The 17,759-nt window shown below is 39.0% G+C and carries 15 protein-coding genes, 1 tRNA gene and 4 pseudogenes; 11 read left to right on the top strand and 9 right to left on the bottom strand.

The features are described from left to right. Window positions 1–521 (top strand): annotated as a pseudogene (locus CF596_RS08890) (transposase); the annotation flags it as partial. Window positions 522–720: 199 nt separating this feature from the next. On the opposite strand, the gene radA reads toward CF596_RS08890, so the two are convergent. Continuing rightward, window positions 721–2,112: a DNA repair protein RadA gene (gene radA, locus CF596_RS08885; RefSeq protein ID WP_096902204.1), complete on the bottom strand. Its 1,392-nt coding sequence runs from the start codon at window positions 2,110–2,112 to the stop codon at window positions 721–723. Window positions 2,113–2,817: 705 nt separating this feature from the next. Between radA and CF596_RS08880 the strand changes: the two genes are divergently transcribed. From CF596_RS08880 to CF596_RS08860, 6 genes are read left to right on the top strand one after another with little or no spacing between them, the layout of a single operon-like run. Then, window positions 2,818–3,075, top strand: a complete 258-nt coding sequence (locus tag CF596_RS08880) for a hypothetical protein (protein ID WP_096902202.1) — start codon at window positions 2,818–2,820, stop codon at window positions 3,073–3,075. Window positions 3,076–3,078: 3 nt separating this feature from the next. After that, on the top strand, window positions 3,079–3,207 hold the full coding sequence (locus CF596_RS15010; RefSeq protein WP_265736132.1) for a hypothetical protein: 129 nt from the start codon (window positions 3,079–3,081) through the stop codon (window positions 3,205–3,207). Window positions 3,208–3,210: 3 nt separating this feature from the next. Beyond that, window positions 3,211–3,438 carry a hypothetical protein gene (locus CF596_RS08875; protein ID WP_096902200.1) on the top strand — a complete coding sequence of 76 codons (228 nt, stop codon included), beginning with the start codon at window positions 3,211–3,213 and terminating at the stop codon, window positions 3,436–3,438. An 8-nt stretch (window positions 3,439–3,446) separates the two neighbouring features. Continuing rightward, window positions 3,447–4,298 carry a hypothetical protein gene (locus tag CF596_RS08870; protein WP_096902198.1) on the top strand — a complete coding sequence of 284 codons (852 nt, stop codon included), beginning with the start codon at window positions 3,447–3,449 and terminating at the stop codon, window positions 4,296–4,298. Between the two features lie 33 nt (window positions 4,299–4,331). Then, window positions 4,332–4,676, top strand: a complete 345-nt coding sequence (locus tag CF596_RS08865; protein ID WP_096902196.1) for a hypothetical protein — start codon at window positions 4,332–4,334, stop codon at window positions 4,674–4,676. A gap of 46 nt (window positions 4,677–4,722) precedes the next feature. After that, window positions 4,723–5,256 (top strand): hypothetical protein, encoded by a 534-nt coding sequence (locus CF596_RS08860; RefSeq protein WP_096902194.1) that lies wholly within the window; start codon window positions 4,723–4,725, stop codon window positions 5,254–5,256. Window positions 5,257–5,345: 89 nt separating this feature from the next. Here the strand turns inward: CF596_RS08860 and CF596_RS08855 are convergent. Beyond that, window positions 5,346–5,573, bottom strand: a pseudogene (locus tag CF596_RS08855) (hydrolase or metal-binding protein); the annotation flags it as partial. A 176-nt stretch (window positions 5,574–5,749) separates the two neighbouring features. Between CF596_RS08855 and CF596_RS14820 the strand changes: the two are divergent. Beyond that, window positions 5,750–5,983, top strand: coding sequence for a hypothetical protein (locus CF596_RS14820; protein ID WP_096902192.1), 234 nt, complete (start codon window positions 5,750–5,752; stop codon window positions 5,981–5,983). 43 nt (window positions 5,984–6,026) lie between these two features. Here CF596_RS14820 and CF596_RS08845 read toward each other — a convergent pair whose 3' ends face one another. After that, window positions 6,027–6,269: a hypothetical protein gene (locus CF596_RS08845; RefSeq protein ID WP_096902190.1), complete on the bottom strand. Its 243-nt coding sequence runs from the start codon at window positions 6,267–6,269 to the stop codon at window positions 6,027–6,029. Window positions 6,270–6,443: 174 nt separating this feature from the next. Continuing rightward, the gene (gene ppk1 / locus CF596_RS08840) at window positions 6,444–8,525 is read right to left on the bottom strand and encodes a polyphosphate kinase 1 (RefSeq protein ID WP_096902188.1); all 2,082 of its coding nucleotides are present in this window, start codon (window positions 8,523–8,525) and stop codon (window positions 6,444–6,446) included. A gap of 218 nt (window positions 8,526–8,743) precedes the next feature. Between ppk1 and CF596_RS08835 the strand changes: the two are divergent. Further along, a pseudogene (locus tag CF596_RS08835) lies at window positions 8,744–9,256 on the top strand (IS3 family transposase); the annotation flags it as partial. Between the two features lie 36 nt (window positions 9,257–9,292). Here the strand turns inward: CF596_RS08835 and CF596_RS08830 are convergent. The 3 genes and pseudogenes from CF596_RS08830 to CF596_RS08820 all read right to left on the bottom strand — a co-directional run. Further along, window positions 9,293–10,036: pseudogene (locus tag CF596_RS08830) on the bottom strand (integrase arm-type DNA-binding domain-containing protein); the annotation flags it as partial. Window positions 10,037–10,204: 168 nt separating this feature from the next. Next, window positions 10,205–10,294: transfer RNA gene (locus CF596_RS08825), tRNA-Ser, on the bottom strand. Window positions 10,295–10,423: 129 nt separating this feature from the next. Then, window positions 10,424–12,457, bottom strand: a complete 2,034-nt coding sequence (locus CF596_RS08820) for an NADPH-dependent 2,4-dienoyl-CoA reductase (RefSeq protein WP_004972684.1) — start codon at window positions 12,455–12,457, stop codon at window positions 10,424–10,426. A gap of 675 nt (window positions 12,458–13,132) precedes the next feature. On the opposite strand from CF596_RS08820, the gene argG reads away from it, so the two are divergent. Next, window positions 13,133–14,476 carry an argininosuccinate synthase gene (gene argG, locus CF596_RS08815; RefSeq protein WP_096902186.1) on the top strand — a complete coding sequence of 448 codons (1,344 nt, stop codon included), beginning with the start codon at window positions 13,133–13,135 and terminating at the stop codon, window positions 14,474–14,476. A 165-nt stretch (window positions 14,477–14,641) separates the two neighbouring features. Here the strand turns inward: argG and CF596_RS08810 are convergent, their stop codons facing one another. Next, entirely contained in the window at window positions 14,642–15,949 is a 1,308-nt protein-coding gene (locus CF596_RS08810; protein WP_096902184.1) for an RNA-guided endonuclease TnpB family protein, read from the bottom strand. Window positions 15,950–16,008: 59 nt separating this feature from the next. Between CF596_RS08810 and tnpA the strand changes: the two genes are divergently transcribed. After that, window positions 16,009–16,407, top strand: coding sequence for an IS200/IS605 family transposase (gene tnpA / locus CF596_RS08805; protein WP_004970281.1), 399 nt, complete (start codon window positions 16,009–16,011; stop codon window positions 16,405–16,407). 67 nt (window positions 16,408–16,474) lie between these two features. Here tnpA and CF596_RS08800 read toward each other — a convergent pair whose 3' ends face one another. After that, a complete protein-coding gene (locus CF596_RS08800) occupies window positions 16,475–17,734 on the bottom strand; it encodes a GGDEF domain-containing protein (RefSeq protein ID WP_096902183.1) in 1,260 nt (419 codons plus the stop codon). Window positions 17,735–17,759: the final 25 nt, after the last annotated feature.

The following is a 17,759-nucleotide window of genomic DNA, read 5'->3' as shown; positions in this document are numbered from 1 at the left end:
AAAGAATCATAAAATTAGTGATTTATTTCGCCATCTTAAAGTTGGTCAAATTGAATGTCGTAAACGACGGATTTAGGTTGGTCGGGTGAAACTATATATAAGTGCACTACAGTTAGAAAATGGAAAGCTTTTACTCGTCGTTTCTCCTCAGTTTAATGCCAATGCTATTCAGGATTATGCATTACGCTGGGAAATTGAAACCTTATTCAGTTGTCTCAAAGGACGCGGGTTTAATCTTGAAAATACGCGCTTGACAGACCCTAGACGAGTGAAAAAATTGATTGCGGTGTTAGCTATAAGCTTCTGTTGGTGTTACTTAACGGGAGAATGGCAACATAATCAAAAAAAAAGCGATAATAATAAAGAAGCATGGACGACTCTCAATGAGTTTATTTCGCTATGGTTTAGACTATGTTCAAATGGCGATTCAGCGTTTAATTGGTTTTGGGAAAAAAGAAGAGTTTAAGGAAATTTTGGCAATTTTAAGAAAGCAGAATCCTGATAGGATAAGGGTTCTGTGAAATTTGTCGTGTACAGAGGTATTTTTTATATCATCTAACAATGATTGGTATGTTTCAATTGCTATTTCATTACTCATAAAAGAACCTAATCAGATCAGCATCTATCTTGGTAAATTTGGCATAACAACTTGATTCATTGCTTTATCCATGACGACATGAAAGCATAGCATAAGTTGAACTAAAGGATTTTTACTGCTGCTCAATTTACAACCAAAGCATCATTTTCAAAAACTGCCTGTAATACTTGGTACAAATATTCCACAGCAATCACGTTCATAGACTCTATCGGCTGTTTGGGCTGATTCACTTTAGGGATAACTACAGTTTTAAATCCGTTCTTTTGGGCTTCCTTTATACGTTCCTGTGCATTGGGTACAGACCGAATCTCACCAGACAAGCCTACTTCACCAAACACAGCCATATCGTGAGGTAAGGGTTGATTTTTTAGGCTCGATACACAAGCCAATAGCACGGCTAAATCTGACGCTGTTTCTGTAATTTTCAATCCACCCACAATATTGACATAGACATTATGTTCAAGAATATCCACGTTGGCTTGTTCTTTCATAATGGTCAACAGCAAAGTAAGGCGATTATGCTCCAGACCTAAAATAAGTTGTCTAGGTGTAGTTTTTGTTTCACTCACCAAAGCCTGTACTTCGACTAAAAATGGCCGTACGCCATTTCGACTCACCATGACAACAGAACCAGCTACTGCCTCACCATAGCGATCCAAGAAAATCGTGGCTGGGTTGATGACTTCCTTTAACCCTTGATCTGTCATGTCAAATACACTTAGCTCATTCACCGCACCAAAACGGTTTTTAACCACCCTGAGCATTCGATACTGTAAGTCGCTTTGTCCCTCAAAATGCAAGACACAATCAACCATATGCTCAAATACTTTTGGCCCTGCCAATTCTTTCTCTTTGGTGACATGCCCAACAATCAGTAAAGATATTCCTGCATACTTGGCAAATCGGGTTAAAATTGAGGCTGATTCTTTAATTTGTGATGTACTTCCAGAGGCCGCAGGAATAGCCTCCGTATATAAGGTTTGAATGGAATCCAAAATCACCATAGATGTTTTTTGTTCCGCTAATATCTCACAAATGCGTTCTACTTTCGTTTCTGCCATGACATCTAAGCTGTCCTGTGGCAAGCCCAATCGTTTAGCTCGCATGGCAACTTGTGACAGTGATTCCTCCCCTGTGATATATAAAACCGATTGATTTTTTGCAATATGGGTTGCTGTTTGTAAAAGTAAAGTTGATTTACCAATGCCAGGATCACCGCCAATTAATACCACTGATCCAGTGACCAGACCACCACCTAATACACGATCAAATTCTCCTATACCTGTTGAACACCTAAGTTCCTGACTCATCTTCACCATATTTAATTTGGTAATATGATGTTGTTGTCCTGCATAGCCAGAATGACTTAAACCTGCCGTAGCCCGATGTTGAGCCTTTCGTTCAACTGTTGTTTTGCTGAAACTATTGTATTCTCCACATTGAAGACATTCTCCAATCCACGTATCCTCCTCCTTGCCACATTCACGACATACATAAACTGTAATTTTAGCCATCGTAAAAACTCTACTTTTTCATCATTAAAAGCACCTTATCAAGTTGAATTTTCAATCTCAAGCAAGGCGGTGAAATAAGAGTAATTCGTTGAGAATAGAGGGAAAAAAGTAAAAAAATATTCCAAGTGAATGTATAACTAAAATAATGTTAAATGGAATAACCAATATATTTAAGACAATTCAAAATTTAATTCGATAAAACATACTGATATCAATTGACTCAATTCCCACATAAATTTATCATTCCTCTGCTGACCCACATGGTCAGTCGGTTTTGACAGACCGTTCATCTAGCGTATCAGGTTCATATTTTCTAAATATGGATTTTGTGCGAAACCTTCTCGTACCCCCTTTGCGGTAGAACGGGAGGGGGACGCTTCGTGCGTGCTGGTTACTAGATGTCCAGTCTGTCAACCCCCTTTCGTTCTGCCACCATCATTTGACAGTGATTTGGTAGAACTTCTAAGTACATCTAGGAGTAGTCACTATGACTTATCATTCTCTGTTACACCAAATCCCCATTCATTTTTTGATTGAATTCAGGCTTTTAAATTAGCTATCTGATTTTTATTCAGCCAATTTTATCATGTCATCTTAATACCCATCCGTATTGAGGTTATTACACATGCCTGTTTAATGGCTGCACAAATTCGCTGAATCAAAAACATTAAAACAATTCCAAAAATTTAAATGACGGGGGTCATCATGAAAAATTATCTCGCAATCCTATCTATCCTCTTCCTTACTGGTGTGGTATCAGGCTGTGCCAGCAAATCTGAACGTGAATTTGTTAAGGGCTGCAAAATGGGCGGTGCTGATAGCTCTACCTGTGAATGTGTCTTTGAAAAAATTGAAGATCAATATGGTGCAGATCGACTGGAAGAAAAATTTTATATCATCAGCCAAACGCAGGAATTTCAGGAAGAAATTGTGCGTTACGGTATGCAATGTATGAAGGAGTAAGCCATGCGAGCAATTGCAGGAATCATCGTTGTCATCATTGCGATTGCATTTCTGGGCTTACCTTTTATTGGATTTATGATTTTGCTAGGGCTGTTCATGCTACTTGTGAACTTTGCAACTGGGGGGAAATAAACAATGAAAGAAAACATTAAGGCATGGGTAATCGGTGGCTATTTTATTATTGGCTTCTTTTTTACGGTTTACCAGAACTTCTGGGGTCAATACAGCTACAAGTCATTCGCTTATCACATTGGTCGGGGGATCGTCTGGCCTGCGGTCATGTTCCCATCTGTAGGCAAGTTTATTGGTGGCGTAATTATCCTGATAATTATTGCATTGATAACGCTCAACTCAAGAAAATAGGACGACTTATGGCAAATATAAAATTATTTTGTATTGGTGCGTTATCTGTTGTCTTAAGCTTAAATTCAGGTTGCAATCAAAAATCACCGACAGACAATCCACCAACTACTGATAAGAATGAAAGCAATAAAAAAGTAGAAGTTCCTATCGTCACTGTAGGTCAAGGGGAGGATTTGGAAAAATTCAATGACCAGTTACCAACATCACAGGGACTTTTATCATTAAAGAAAATTGGCAATGAGGATTTTGAGCGACCTGACTTATATCTAGGCGATAAAATTATACTCGCTTCCAAAGATGTTAATGATGATCGTATCAGTTTAGTCCGTCGCTTTAAGCTCACTCAGGGAGAAGCGATCTTGGTGAGTACAGATGCTGGTGGTTCAGGCACTTTACCATCTTATTCAATTTTGTTGCTACTCAAAGGTCAAGCACCTAAATGGCTGACTAAAGATGATTTTTATAGCGAGACTGGCGATATTACTTATGCACAAAAAGGTGATGTCGTTACGATTGGCTTGGGAATCAATGATAAGGGCTTAAATAAAAGCATCGTGTTAGAAAATGGGCAGTTATTAACCAACTTATTAGAGACAGCCAAAGGTGGACTTCCTAATAACGACTGTAAATGGTTGCATGATGAACTATTGCCTAATTGTGAACAACAGCCTCCCGAAGACTGCAATGAAAATGTGATTCCTGAATCTTCTATGTCTATGGCGATCACAAGAGGTTTGGGACAAATCAGACTAAATCCTAATTTCAATGAACAATCCGTAGCAGAAGCTTGCTATCAGGCATGTAGTAAACAACCTATCCCTGATTATAAAGAGTTCAAAAAATCGGTATGTGGTGGGTAACTTTCACCATCACTTATATTCAAGGAAAGACTTATGAAAAAATTAATCATGGCAATACTTTTAAGTGTTGCAGTTCCAGCCATTGCACAAGCTAAACCAGCGACCTGTTTACTCGAAGAGGATGGCAAAACGCTATATAAAGGTAAATGTGATTTCGATCCACAAGGTAACGGCAGCTTCTTTATTAGCCATCCTAGCTTTGCAAAAAAATTAAATTTTGCAGGTGTCATGGTTTGGATTGAAAGTAAAAATGAGGTTTATGCTCAAATCTCAAAATTGGAAGGTGGGTCATACATGTGGGGTGAGGTAACTCGCTCACAGAAAGATAAAGCCTGCTGGGTTGGCAATGGTTTTAAAATCTGTACATGGGCAAAATAGTATTGTCTCTATTTTCATAATTATTTAAATTTTAAAGGAATATTAAATGAAAAAGTTTATTATCGCTGCTTTAGTTACTGTCTGTACAACTTCTGTTTTTGCAGAAGATTATTTCCTGATTAATGGCAAAAAGATTGGATTACAGGAAAGCCAAAAATCTGTAATTGCCAAGCTAGGTAAACCTAAATTTGTAGATGGTGGCGGTAATCTTAATTGGGGCAATAATTACGATGACCCTGAAATTACAGCTTCTTTTAACCAATATGGACTGAATACCTTATCTACAAGTAAAGGCTCTGTCATTATTAATGGTAAAACGATTACTATCGGTAAAGATACTCCGAATACCAGTAAGCCTAAAGTACAACATTATTGTGAGGGATTTGATGGTGGGAATAGCTTCCGACAATATAATCAATCCACTCGTGTAGGAGCAGAAGGTGAAATCTATATTTCATTTGGTACTTATGGTGATGGGAATACCAGTAATAAAACTTTGATGAGTAAACCAATCGAATCTATTGGTCTTGGTTATGACGACCCCCTCGCAGATTTTTCTTCACCAAAATGTAATCATTGATGATAAATGAGTCATCAATAAAGGTTACTCTTACAGACAAAAAAACAAGGGAAGCTAATTCCCTTGTTTTTATATTTCAATAAGTTGAATCAACTTATTGCCTTAACACTTTGCCTAAGCCCCTGTTTTATGCCTGTGGCATCTTCCATCACCTGATGAACAGATGGTGAATCAGACTGTACCTCAACAGCATTTTGCTGATCACTATAAAACTCCTCCACTATATCCAGTCCCTCCTCACCACCCACCTCAAAGCTGGCATTACCATAGCCCTGCCGTGCCACATGATCCAGAGCTTCCTGATAAAACCCTGCTGCCGAAATGAAGCTCAAGTAGTTAAGGAAAAAGTCACTATCATTCAAGTAATTGGACTTGTGAATATTGTTAAATTCTTTTAAATATTCAAATTTTAAAAACAATTGTCTTTAATTTTTAACATACATCAAGTAATTTAAATTTACTATCCATTTACACTATAAATTTGGTTATGGCTATGACAAATTCTCCTATCTTCGATAGATTGACCCAACTCATCGAATCATACATCCAAGAACATAAAGAAAGCCCACAAAAAATCCTTATTGGTTACAAAGCTTATTATGATTTGATGGGAAACACGAGTTTTGCAGAGGAAGTTACAAACTCGGCATTAGATCCCAATAAAAGGAAATACCAAAAAATTAAAATCAAAATTACTAAAGATGACTATCAACTTGAACTAGATTAACAATTGTTATAGAGAAAAGCAGTGAGCCTAATCAAGCTGCTTTTCAATCATTTGCTTTGTCTTCATCAAAAGACTTTTCTAATGCGGCAATCAGTTGCTCTCGCCCTTCTACGCCATATAGTTCAAAATTTATTGCATCAAGGTAATTTGTAATAAAAATCAGCCGACTGTTGTAATCATTATGACGGTTTTTTTCTTTAAGAAACAATTTATAGTCTACTAATAATCGATAACTGCTCCGTGTATTTCTTTTTAAGTTACCTTGCTGTTCAACTCGACCGTCCACTACTTTCTCCTCCGGTGTATAAAAGAAAAACCCACTATCGTGGGTTTATCATTTTGATTTTTATCTAGAAAATATGAAGTTATTATTTTTATGCTTCAATGTTTACTTTCTAGTTTTTCTAATCTTAGCTTATTCATTCCTTGTGACAGTTTAATGACCACATGATGCTCACAGTTAAGCTTCTCGATTCATTAAGTATCTTTGAGCAATATGAACAGGTTGATCCTGCTTAGGCTGGCATTGCACCCATGTACCATCAGCTTGAAGTTCCCATGCTCGGCGATTGTCTTTCAGATAATTATTCAAGCCATCCTCTACAATTAGCTTTCTTAATTTCTTATCCTCAATTGGAAAACATGTTTCTATACGAGAAAATAGATTACGCCCCATCCAGTCTGCACTTGCACAATAGAGTTTGGTGTCACCATCATTATGGAAATAATACACACGTGTATGTTCTAAATAACGACCTACAATTGAACGCACTCGAATGTTTTCTGAAAGTCCTTTGACCTGCGGTCTCAGACAACAAATTGAACGAATAATCAGATCAATTTGAACACCAGCTTGTGATGCTTTATATAATGCATTTATTAATTGTGGTTCGGTCAATGCATTGACCTTAATCATGATATGCGCTTTTTTACCCGCTTTACTTTGTGCAATTTCCTGTTGTATCAGTTCCATGAGTTGGGAATGCAAAGTAAAGGGAGCATGGAAAAGTTTCTTTAACTTCGCCATTTTTCCCATACCTGTTAATTCTTGGAAGATTTTATGCACATCTTCACAAATTTCCTCATCACTGGTAAGTAAACCATAATCCGTATAAATTTTGGCATTGGTTGCGTGATAATTGCCCGTTCCTAAATGCACATAACGTTTAATTTTATCTTGTTCTCGGCGTACCACTAAGATCATTTTGGCATGTGTTTTATAGCCGACTATACCGTATACAACGACCGCTCCTGCTTCCTGTAATACGTTCGCCACTTCTATATTTGACTCTTCATCAAAACGAGCGCGTAATTCAATCACCGCCGTGACTTCCTTACCATTTCTCGCTGCTTCAGCAAGAATCTTTACAATCTCAGAATCTGCACCACTACGATAGAGCGTTTGTTTAATTGCGAGTACATTAGGATCATGTGCTGCATCCCTCAGCAATTTGGTCACAGGCTTAAAACTATCAAATGGATGATGTAGCAACACATCCCCCGCTTTTAACACTTCAAAGATGGGTTTTTTACTGTATAAAGCTTTTGGAATTTTTTGTTGGTATGGCTGAAAACGTAATTCTGGCAAATCAAAATTAGAAATAAAACGAGCTAGATTAACAGGACCATCTACAAAATAGAGACTATCTTTTTCCAATTCAAATTGTTCTAATAAATAATCAGCAATATGGCTAGGACAGTTTTTATTGACTTCAAGTCTGACTGCACGTCCAAAACGTCTTGCAGAAAGTTCACCTTTTAATGCGATCGCTAAATCCTCAACATCTTCTGAAACCGTCAAGTCCGCATTTCGAGTTACTCGAAATTGATGACATCCTGTTGCTTTCATGCCAGGAAATAGATCTGAAATATGCTCTTGCATAATAGCCGAAAGCAAAATGTAGTGTTCTGCATTCCCTGAAATTTCTTTTGGGAGTTTTACCAGTCGTGGTAAAGATCTTGGCGCAGGTACAATGGCTAAATCAATTTCTCGGCCAAATGCATCTTTCCCTTCCAAAGTCACAATGAAATTCAAACTTTTGTTCGCCAGTCTTGGAAATGGATGCGCTGGATCTAAACTGATCGGTGTGACGACGGGTTGCACCTCATTAAAAAAGTAGTTCTTAATCCACTCCTTATGCTTTTCAAGAATATCTGCATGTTGGATGTAGTGAACTCCATGACCCTGTAATTGAGGAAGAATAGAATGATTTAGTATTTTATATTGTTCTTCTATCGCCTCATGTACAACCTTAGATATTTGCTCTAGCACTTCGCCTAAAGGCATTCCTTCTGGCCCTGTAGTCGCCATATTTCCAGAAATATTCATTTGCTGAATTAGGCTAGCAACTCGAATTTCAAAAAATTCATCCAAATTGCGCGAAAAAATAATTAGGAAATTCAATCGTTCAAGTAGAGGATGTTCAACATCTTTTGCCTGTGCAAGCACACGTTTATGGAACTCTAATAATGATAATTCTCGATTAATATAAGTTTCTAAGCTATGTTCCTGATCGTTTGTGAGTGCCTGCAATGATGTCATGATGTATGATTATCCCTATATAAAATTTACTAGGGTTTTCCAATGCGTACTTGCCCCTATTCTTATTCTCTAAAAACTGTGTTGCAAATTAATGACTTTCTGTACATAAGAGATTTTTTTTGATGTTTGATCCTAGCCAAAATAATGGACAGCACGTCCCTCTAAAGATAACGTAACTTTAATCTTTGGAGATTCAAGAAATGGCTATCTTGCGAAGCAATGCTTCTCAGGTGAGTGACTTTACGTATATTCAAACCAATTCAGGCTGGGTCTATACCGCCTTTATGATTGATGTGTTTTCACGAGCAATTGTTGGATGGAAAGTATCTACACGAATGAATACAGATATGGTGCTCGATGCATTGGAGCAAGCATTGCACGATCGAGGTATGCCAAAGAATGTGATTCATCATTCCGATAGAGGTGTGTAATATCTTTCTATTCGCTATACCAATCGTTTAGAAGCTGCAAATTTACGAGCATCAGTCGGTACAACTGGTGATTCATACGATAATGCTTTGGCTGAAACGGTGAATGGCTTATACAAAACAGAGGTGATTGAATATCTAAAAGCAGATTGGCAAGGTTTAGCGGATGTACAACTTGCGACACTAAACTGGGTAGATTGGTTCAATAAAAAGCGTGTACACAGTGCACTGGGTTATGTATCGCCTTTTGAGTTTGAAGCAATGTACTATGATAAGATTAAACCGTTAGGTCAAGTGGCCTAACTTAAATAAAAAGTCTCCGACAAACCCGGTACGGTTCACAGAGATTTTTAACGCCACCTGCGTGGTCAGTAAACAGCGTGTATAAAGCTTAGAGTAGTTCCAAATCTTATTTAGCATTGGAGCTAGGTCTTGCTCTTCTGTCACGGCTGCAAAGTTTCCACCTTGTGGTTTTGGTAATTCAATATCTTCAATTGGATTATATTGGATCAGCTTTTTCTTACGTGCTGATTTAAAGATTTGGTTCAGGTCTGATTTAAGGCGTTTGGCAACAGACAGAGCACCACGCTCAATGATGCGCTTAAAGACCTTAATCTCAAGGATTTCTAGGGTAAGCTGTGGAAAGGTTAAATCACCAACGTAGGGATAGACATCATGCTTTAAACGACGGATCGTCTCTTCATCTTGTTTTTGCTCTAGCTCACGTTTATACAGCCATGCTTCAGCAACGATACGAAAGGTGTTTTCTGCTTCTTTCTGTTTCTGAGACTTGGTTTCAATCCGCTCCATTGCTGGATCAATACCCTGCTTGATAAGTTTCTTATATTCATCACGAATAGTACGAGCATCATCTAACGAAACTTCAGGGTAAGTCCCCAAAGATAAATCATTACGCTTGCCAAAGAATGGACGTGTGTAATTGAATATCCAGTACTTGCTACCGCTTTGGTCAATACGCAGATACAGATTTCCCCCATCTGACAGCTTATACATCTTGTCAGGATCAGGTTTGGCTTTTTTAACTTGTAAAGCACTAAGTTTATTGATTCCACGAGTTGCCATAATTCAGACATAAAAAAATGCAGTAAGAAATAATCTTACTGCATTTTTTACTACTTTATAACTACCGATTGGCGTAGTGCGTCACGGCCTGTTATATCGCATGTTTCTAACTTTAACTATATAAATCATAAACTTATATAGTGTTAAACAGTGTCAAAAACTTGAATTTGGCGGAAGCGGTGAGATTCGAACTCACGGAGGACTCGCGCCCTCGTCGGTTTTCAAGACCGGTGCATTAAACCGCTCTGCCACGCTTCCATGTGGGCCATGATACGAAGCTTTTGATTTGATGACAAGTAAAAAATACCACTCAAGCACTCAAGTGAATATTGTTTCACCAAATCAGCGCTAAAGTTCATCAAAACAACAGCATAGCCACCTCACTTTTTAAAGTTTAGCAGCCAATTCAGCCCCTTCACGAATCGCACGTTTTGCATCTAACTCTGCAGCAAGCTTTGCACCACCAATAATATGATAGTTAGCCAAAGTATTTTCATCTGCCGCAGGCATTAAATCTTTAACCGACTCCTGCCCTGCACAGACTACAATGCTATCTACACGTAACAATTGGTCTTGACCTGCCATTTCAATCCACAAGCCTTCATTGCTGATGGCTTTATATTGCACACCACGTAGCATACGCACCGCATGTTTTTTCAACTGTGCACGATGTACCCATCCTGAAGTTTTACCCAAACCTGCACCTAAAGCTGTCGTCTTACGTTGCAATAAATAAATTTCACGGACTGGGGGATGAACTTCTGGAGCAAGCATACCACCTTCAGTCACATAGTTAGGATTCGGATCGACTCCCCACTCACGCTGCCAATCTGCCAAAGGCTGCGGTTGTGGCTGATGTTCAGGTTTCAGTAAAAACTCCGACACATCAAAACCGATACCGCCTGCACCAATCACAGCGACTTTTTGTCCAACAGGTGCACCACGTAATACTTCTGCATAAGACAATACTTGCGGTGCATCGCTGCCTTCAATTTTTAAAGCACGTGGTACTACACCTGTTGCAATGACCACTTCATCAAAACCTTCACGTTCGAGTTGCTCGCGGTTGACTTTGGTATTTAAACGCAAATCGACCCCAGTTTTTTCAATTTGCACTTTAAAGTAGCGAATGGTTTCGTGAAATTCTTCTTTGCCTGGCACGACTTTTGCCAAGTTGAATTGACCGCCCACTTCGTTGCTGGCTTCAAATAAAGTCACATGGTGCCCACGACTAGCAGCAACTGTAGCAGCAGACATTCCCGCAACACCACCACCGACAACTGCAATACGCTTCGGTTGCTTGGTTTTTTCATAGACCAATTCAGTTTCATAGGCTGCACGCGGATTGACCAAACAAGTCGCACGCTGATTTTTAAAGGTATGATCTAAACACGCTTGGTTACAGGCAATACAGGTGTTAATTTCATTGACACGATTGGTCGCAGTTTTATTGACCCAAAACGCATCTGCCAACAATGGTCGTGCCATTTGAATCATATCAGCTTTACCCGCTGCCAATATTTCTTCTGCAGTATCAGGCATATTAATACGGTTGGATGCAATTACAGGAATCTCAACGTGTTTTTTCACTTCTGCGGTGTAATCAACAAAAGCTGCGCGTGGCACAGAAGTCACGATGGTTGGAATGCGCGCTTCATGCCAGCCAATCCCTGTATTGAGCAAGTTCACACCCGCATGCTCTAAGGCTTTGGCAACGGTAATCACTTCGTGCATTGTATTGCCATCGTGGACTAAATCCAGCATCGACAAGCGGAAGCAGATAATAAATTTTTCACCCACTTCGGCGCGAATGGCTTTGACTACTTCTAAAGCAAAACGCATACGGTTTTCAATCGTACCGCCCCATTGGTCTTCACGCTGATTCACATGACGGCTTAAAAACTGATTCAGTAAATAGCCTTCCGAACCCATAATTTCGACACCATCGTAGCCTGCCATTTTGGCTAAACTAGCTGTTTTCGCATAATCTTCAATGGTATTTAAAATTTGTCTTTCACTCATTTTACGTGGTTTAAATGGTGAAATTGGAGATTTAATCGGACTTGCAGACACCACAAATGGTTGATAACCATAGCGTCCTGAATGCAGAATTTGCATTAAAATTTTCGCACCATGCTTATGTACGGCATGTGTCACTAATCGATGTGGTGCAACATCGCCCAATGTATTCATAGTACCGCCCGCAGGCAATAACCAGCCTTGACGGTTAGGTGAAATACCACCTGTAATAATTAAACCCACGCCACCTTTGGCACGTTCGCCAAAATAAGCAGCCAGTTTTGGATAATTATAAAAACGATCTTCCAAACCCGTGTGCATTGAACCCATCACGACACGGTTTTTAATGGTGGTAAATCCTAAATGTAATGGTTTTAGAATATTTGCATAGCGAGTTGTCATGATGAGTCCTTATATAATGAGCTTTGCAACTTGTTGCATGAATACTTTAACCGATTTTTATAAACTGTTTATGACTCTAAAGTTCGACTGTGTGGCGCAAACGTCAATTTATAGGGTCTGTTGACACTTCTTTTATGTTTGCGACGACGCATATTTTTTAGCTGATATAAGGCATGAGGCAAGAAATTTAGTCATTCTAAATGACTGACTCATAACGCAATAGCAGCAAAAAATATGCTTGTCCCCTTGCGCAGCAAACAAAGCAGTGCTTTGTTCTTGCTCATGTGGCTAAAACTTTCTCAGATTGCGTTATGAAACTTGGAAATAGACCTACTATTCCCTGCGTTTCATGCCTGATCTGCTCAGTTTTAGCCTACAGCGCAAACCATTTATGAAATGTCAATAGACCCTAACTATTCTTGATATAAACTTGATATAAAACCGCCCAAAAGTAAAAGTGATTTTATTCTGCACCATCCCAATTGCAGGTTTTGATCTTCAACTTCTATACCAAGTTTGCCATTTCTAAATGAAAATTTAAGCCTGAACCTGATTTTTTTATCAAATGCGCTTTTTTAACGAAAACAAGCATTTTAAAGAGTGCTATAATTTGCAGTTTAGAATTCTCCTTGGCCACCAAATGTGGTGCCTATTTTAAAAAAGTTAGGACTAGCAATGACTGATAATGCAACTATCTTGCAGAATGTACCAGTAGGCAAAAAAGTCGGTATCGCCTTTTCTGGTGGTCTAGATACTTCAGCTGCTTTATTGTGGATGAAGCAAAAAGGCGCTGAACCATATGCGTATACCGCAAACTTGGGTCAGCCAGATGAAGATGACTATGATGCCATTCCAAAGAAAGCCGAAGAATACGGTGCGGTAAAAGCAGTCTTGGTTGACTGCCGTATGCAGTTGGCTTTGGAAGGTATTGCTGCCATTCAATGTGGTGCATTCCATATCAGCACAGGCGGTATGCCTTACTTTAACACCACCCCGCTTGGTCGTGCAGTAACAGGTACAATGCTAGTGACTGCCATGAAAGAAGATGACGTAAACATCTGGGGTGATGGTTCAACCTATAAAGGTAACGATATTGAGCGTTTCTATCGTTATGGTTTATTGACTAATCCTGCGCTTAAAATTTATAAGCCGTGGTTAGACCAAACCTTTATTGATGAATTAGGCGGTCGTGCGGAAATGTCACAATTCCTTATCGACAATGGTTTTGACTATAAAATGTCAAAAGAAAAAGCTTATTCAACTGACTCAAACATGCTAGGTGCAACACACGAAGCGAAAGACCTTGAGTACCTAGATGCTGGCATCAAAATCGTTGATCCAATCATGGGCGTGGCGTTCTGGAAAGATGACGTTGAAGTTAAAGCCGAAGAAGTGTCGGTTACCTTTGAAGAAGGTATGCCAGTTGCATTAAACGGTCAGCGTTTTGAAAACCCTGTTGAGTTGATTCTTGAAGCGAACCGTATTGGTGGTCGTCATGGTTTGGGGATGTCTGACCAAATCGAAAACCGTATTATTGAAGCAAAATCTCGCGGTATTTATGAAGCACCAGGCATGGCGTTATTGCACATTGCTTATGAGCGTTTGGTTACGGGTATTCACAACGAAGATACGATTGAACAATACCGCATTAACGGTTTACGTTTAGGTCGTTTATTGTATCAAGGTCGTTGGTTCGATTCTCAAGCGTTAATGTTACGTGAAACTGCGCAGCGTTGGGTGGCTAAAGCAATTACTGGTACAGTGACTTTAGAATTACGTCGTGGTAATGACTATACCATTATCAACACTGAATCTCCGAACCTCACTTATGAAGCTGAGCGTTTAACTATGGAGAAAGGTGATTCAATGTTTACGCCAATGGATCGTATTGGTCAGTTAACTATGCGTAACCTAGACATTACCGATACACGCGCTAAATTGGGTCTTTATACCAATTCTGGCTTATTGTCGATTGGTTCAGGTTCTGCAGTGCCACAATTGAAAGACAAAAACAAATAATCACTTGGTGATGATTTTGTGAAATCGAAAGCCGCTCAAATTGAGCGGCTTTTTTATGTTTGTTTAAACATGAGGACTAAACAATTCATACTAAATGAAAGCTGCATTGACATACTCCCACCACTTTCGTTTTCACTCAAGTGGGGGATTCTAAAAGCAAAGCTCTTAGGCGACTTCCTCACGGATTTCGCTTGCTTTCTGCTTCTTAGGGCGACCTTTACCGCATCCACCCTCCACAGACAAAACGGCATGTCCTGCCGACAATATATTACGAGATGCGTTTAAATCCGCATTCGCAACATAACCGCATCCGACACACTCAAATTTAGCTTGAGTTTGTCGGTTTTCTTTTGCTACATGACCACATTCACAGCAGGTTTGACTTGTGTACTTCGGATCAACTTTTACAAGTAATCCACCTCGCCATTGTTGCTTATATTCCAACATACTAACGAGCATGCCCCAACCTTGATCTAGGATTGATTTGTTTAAGCCTGACTTAGCTTTTACATTCTTTCCTTGATTTTCGATTGTGCCACTTGCTGACTTCGACATATTTGCTACTTTTAAATCCTCAACAGCAATCATTGCGTGGTTTTTGCTGAGCGTTGTAGTGATTTTTTGCAAGTAGTCATGACGAATATTGGCAATGTGATGATGTAGTTTATTGATTTTAAAATTCAGTTTTTTCCAATTTTGACTAAATTTAACTTTCTTTCTCTGCTTCCGTTGAAGTCTAGCTAATTTAATCTGATTGGTTTTAAAGCTATTGATCGGGTCAAAGACCTGACCATTTGAGGTAGTGATTAATTTCTTAACACCAAGATCAACACCAATCGCTGATTTTGATGGGTGGATCGGCATTTCAGTAAGTTCTGTTTCAGTACAGAATGAAACGTACCAACGTCCTGACACCTTACTGATCGTCACATTTTTTATTGTGCCTAGAATCTCTTGCGACTTCCTGAATTTAATAACACCTACGCCATTAGGGAGTTTGAGTTTATTTCCTTTAACCCAACAGTATTTATCGAATTGTACAAGGCGAATGGAATCATAACCGTCTGATTTTTTCTTAAATCTAGGCATAAGTGGGCGCAACTGAACCTCAGTACCATCAGCCAATTGAAAAAATTTAGGTTTCTTAGGTTTGCGCTTTTTTTCTTTTAGTCGAGCATGTTCTTTAGGGTTGAAAAACTTCCCCCATGCTGATGCAAGATCACGAACTTTTTGTTGAAGTGACACAGCATTTGAATTTCCATCTAAAAAGCTAAACTGAGGATTCTTTTTCAGTGCTGTTATCTTTTTTACTAGATTCACCGCATTAATGTGTTTATTTTGAGCAAACATTTCAAATGAAATTGCTAATATTTGATTCCAAACAAAGCGTGCAGAGCCAACGAGATTATTTAAAATAACCTCTTGCTCGACATTAGGCTCAAGCCTAAATTTATACGCTTTGTTGATTTTCATTAATGAGTGTGTATCTGTTAATATGGTGCTGATTCTAACATTTTAGGTATATTTTTTCAATGAGTGAGATATATAAAAACCGACATTCAGCCTTTAATCTTCATGTTCATTTAGTTTTTATAACGAAATATCGAAAAAAAATACTAGGTGAGTTGCATCATAAATATTTCAATGAGTGTGCAACTGAAATATGTAAAGATTTTGATGCTGAATTAAAGGAATGTAATGGTGAATCCGACCATGTTCACATGCTTATTCAGTATCCACCAACGGTACAGTTAAGCAAATTGGTTAATAATTTAAAGTCTGTAACAAGTAGAAGAATGCGAAATGAGTTTTTAGACTTGAGAGGGAATTATACAAAACCTGTTTTATGGTCAAGATCATATTTTGCAGGGTCTTGTGGTGGTGCGCCTTTGGAAATAATCAAACAATATATTCAGAATCAACAAGGTTGAAATTTGTGAAATTCACCTCCACCCTGACTGACGGGTGGAGTCCTCTTTCACTTGGAGATAGAAAAATTTACAGCACTTCTTCCACCTGCAAAGTGTGGTAATAAATTTGATTACGTCCCAACTGTTTCGCACGGTACAAGGCTTGGTCTGCACGTTGTAAGAAATCGCTTTTAAAAATGTCCGCCTCACCTTTATAGACGGTAAAGCCCAAACTGATGGTGACATTACTGTCAACCAAAGATTGACTATGTGGAATCGCTAAACGCTCAACCGCTTTAAAAATATTGGAAGCCACAGCATACGCACCATGCGCATCGGTTTCTGGCAATAACACCACAAATTCTTCACCACCATAACGCGCAACAAAATCCATGTGACGAATTGAGTCTTTAATGGATTTGGCAATCGCTGAAATGACTTCATCTCCCTTTTGATGCCCATAATGATCGTTATATTTTTTAAAAAAATCGACATCGATAAAGAGTAAAGACAATGGCACTTCATCATGCCGTGCCTGTTCGAAATAGCTGTCCAGCATTTCATCAAAAGTACGTCTGTTGGATACTTTAGTCAGCGCGTCATGCTGACTTAAATGCAACAATTCTTCAGCATGAATACGGTTAATTTTTTCACTAAGTCGGGCTTGGTGCATGACCAAAAAAATCATCCGCTCACGGGTACACAGCATTTTACTGATTAAAAAACCCACTACCGTACTGCCAACCAACACCCGCCCCATCACCATCACATCAATTGGAATATACAAGGTTAATAGCATAATCATGGCAACCACAGCCGCCATTAACCCAGTCAGCAGCATGTGAAACGGCTTCACCCCCGTCAGTACAAAACCCATAATATAAATCATGCTGATGATCATCATGGCTTGGTGTCTAAACACTTCGGTATGCACCGTCATGGTCAGCCAGGTCATCGACACAATGGCCCAAAAAATCATAGCCATGGCGGCATAGGCATAATACGGGCGCAAAATTTTATAATGGGCAAAAAAGAACAGGGTCAGTAAGCAAAACGCGCCATTGACCAAGCCTAGTAAAGAGTGGATAAAATCGTGTTTAAAAAAATTACGATCAATAATCCAATAATCCCCAGTAATCATCAGCACGGTGATAATAAAGTAGATGAGTACGCCCGACCAAAAATATTGGTTAATGTTGTGCCGAGCTTGTTCAAGATGCTGTTGCCAAAACTCAACTTCCAGTTGTTTCGGAAAAACCTGCCCCGCACGTTTACGTTGACGTTTAATCAACTCTTCATTTTTTTCTTTGTCGTACTGTAGCTTGGCTAACTTATATTTGTATTCCATGGATGCTTTAAATTCCATTTAATCA

It is taken from the genome of Acinetobacter sp. YT-02 (assembly GCF_002412355.1).
Taxonomy (GTDB): Bacteria; Pseudomonadota; Gammaproteobacteria; order Pseudomonadales; family Moraxellaceae; genus Acinetobacter; species Acinetobacter towneri.
Note: the sequence above shows the minus strand (reverse complement) of the source record. Positions and strands in the feature narration are given on the sequence as shown.

What these genes read in the sequence shown, in the direction of transcription:
- radA (WP_096902204.1), bottom strand. Translation starts at nt 2,112, where the DNA reads ATGGCTAAAATTACAGTTTATGTATGTCGTGAATGTGGCAAGGAGGAG.
- CF596_RS08880 (WP_096902202.1), top strand. Translation starts at nt 2,818, where the DNA reads ATGAAAAATTATCTCGCAATCCTATCTATCCTCTTCCTTACTGGTGTG.
- CF596_RS15010 (WP_265736132.1), top strand. Translation starts at nt 3,079, where the DNA reads ATGCGAGCAATTGCAGGAATCATCGTTGTCATCATTGCGATTGCATTT.
- CF596_RS08875 (WP_096902200.1), top strand. Translation starts at nt 3,211, where the DNA reads ATGAAAGAAAACATTAAGGCATGGGTAATCGGTGGCTATTTTATTATT.
- CF596_RS08870 (WP_096902198.1), top strand. Translation starts at nt 3,447, where the DNA reads ATGGCAAATATAAAATTATTTTGTATTGGTGCGTTATCTGTTGTCTTA.
- CF596_RS08865 (WP_096902196.1), top strand. Translation starts at nt 4,332, where the DNA reads ATGAAAAAATTAATCATGGCAATACTTTTAAGTGTTGCAGTTCCAGCC.
- CF596_RS08860 (WP_096902194.1), top strand. Translation starts at nt 4,723, where the DNA reads ATGAAAAAGTTTATTATCGCTGCTTTAGTTACTGTCTGTACAACTTCT.
- CF596_RS14820 (WP_096902192.1), top strand. Translation starts at nt 5,750, where the DNA reads ATGACAAATTCTCCTATCTTCGATAGATTGACCCAACTCATCGAATCA.
- ppk1 (WP_096902188.1), bottom strand. Translation starts at nt 8,525, where the DNA reads ATGACATCATTGCAGGCACTCACAAACGATCAGGAACATAGCTTAGAA.
- CF596_RS08820 (WP_004972684.1), bottom strand. Translation starts at nt 12,457, where the DNA reads ATGACAACTCGCTATGCAAATATTCTAAAACCATTACATTTAGGATTT.
- argG (WP_096902186.1), top strand. Translation starts at nt 13,133, where the DNA reads ATGACTGATAATGCAACTATCTTGCAGAATGTACCAGTAGGCAAAAAA.
- CF596_RS08810 (WP_096902184.1), bottom strand. Translation starts at nt 15,949, where the DNA reads ATGAAAATCAACAAAGCGTATAAATTTAGGCTTGAGCCTAATGTCGAG.
- tnpA (WP_004970281.1), top strand. Translation starts at nt 16,009, where the DNA reads ATGAGTGAGATATATAAAAACCGACATTCAGCCTTTAATCTTCATGTT.
- CF596_RS08800 (WP_096902183.1), bottom strand. Translation starts at nt 17,734, where the DNA reads ATGGAATACAAATATAAGTTAGCCAAGCTACAGTACGACAAAGAAAAA.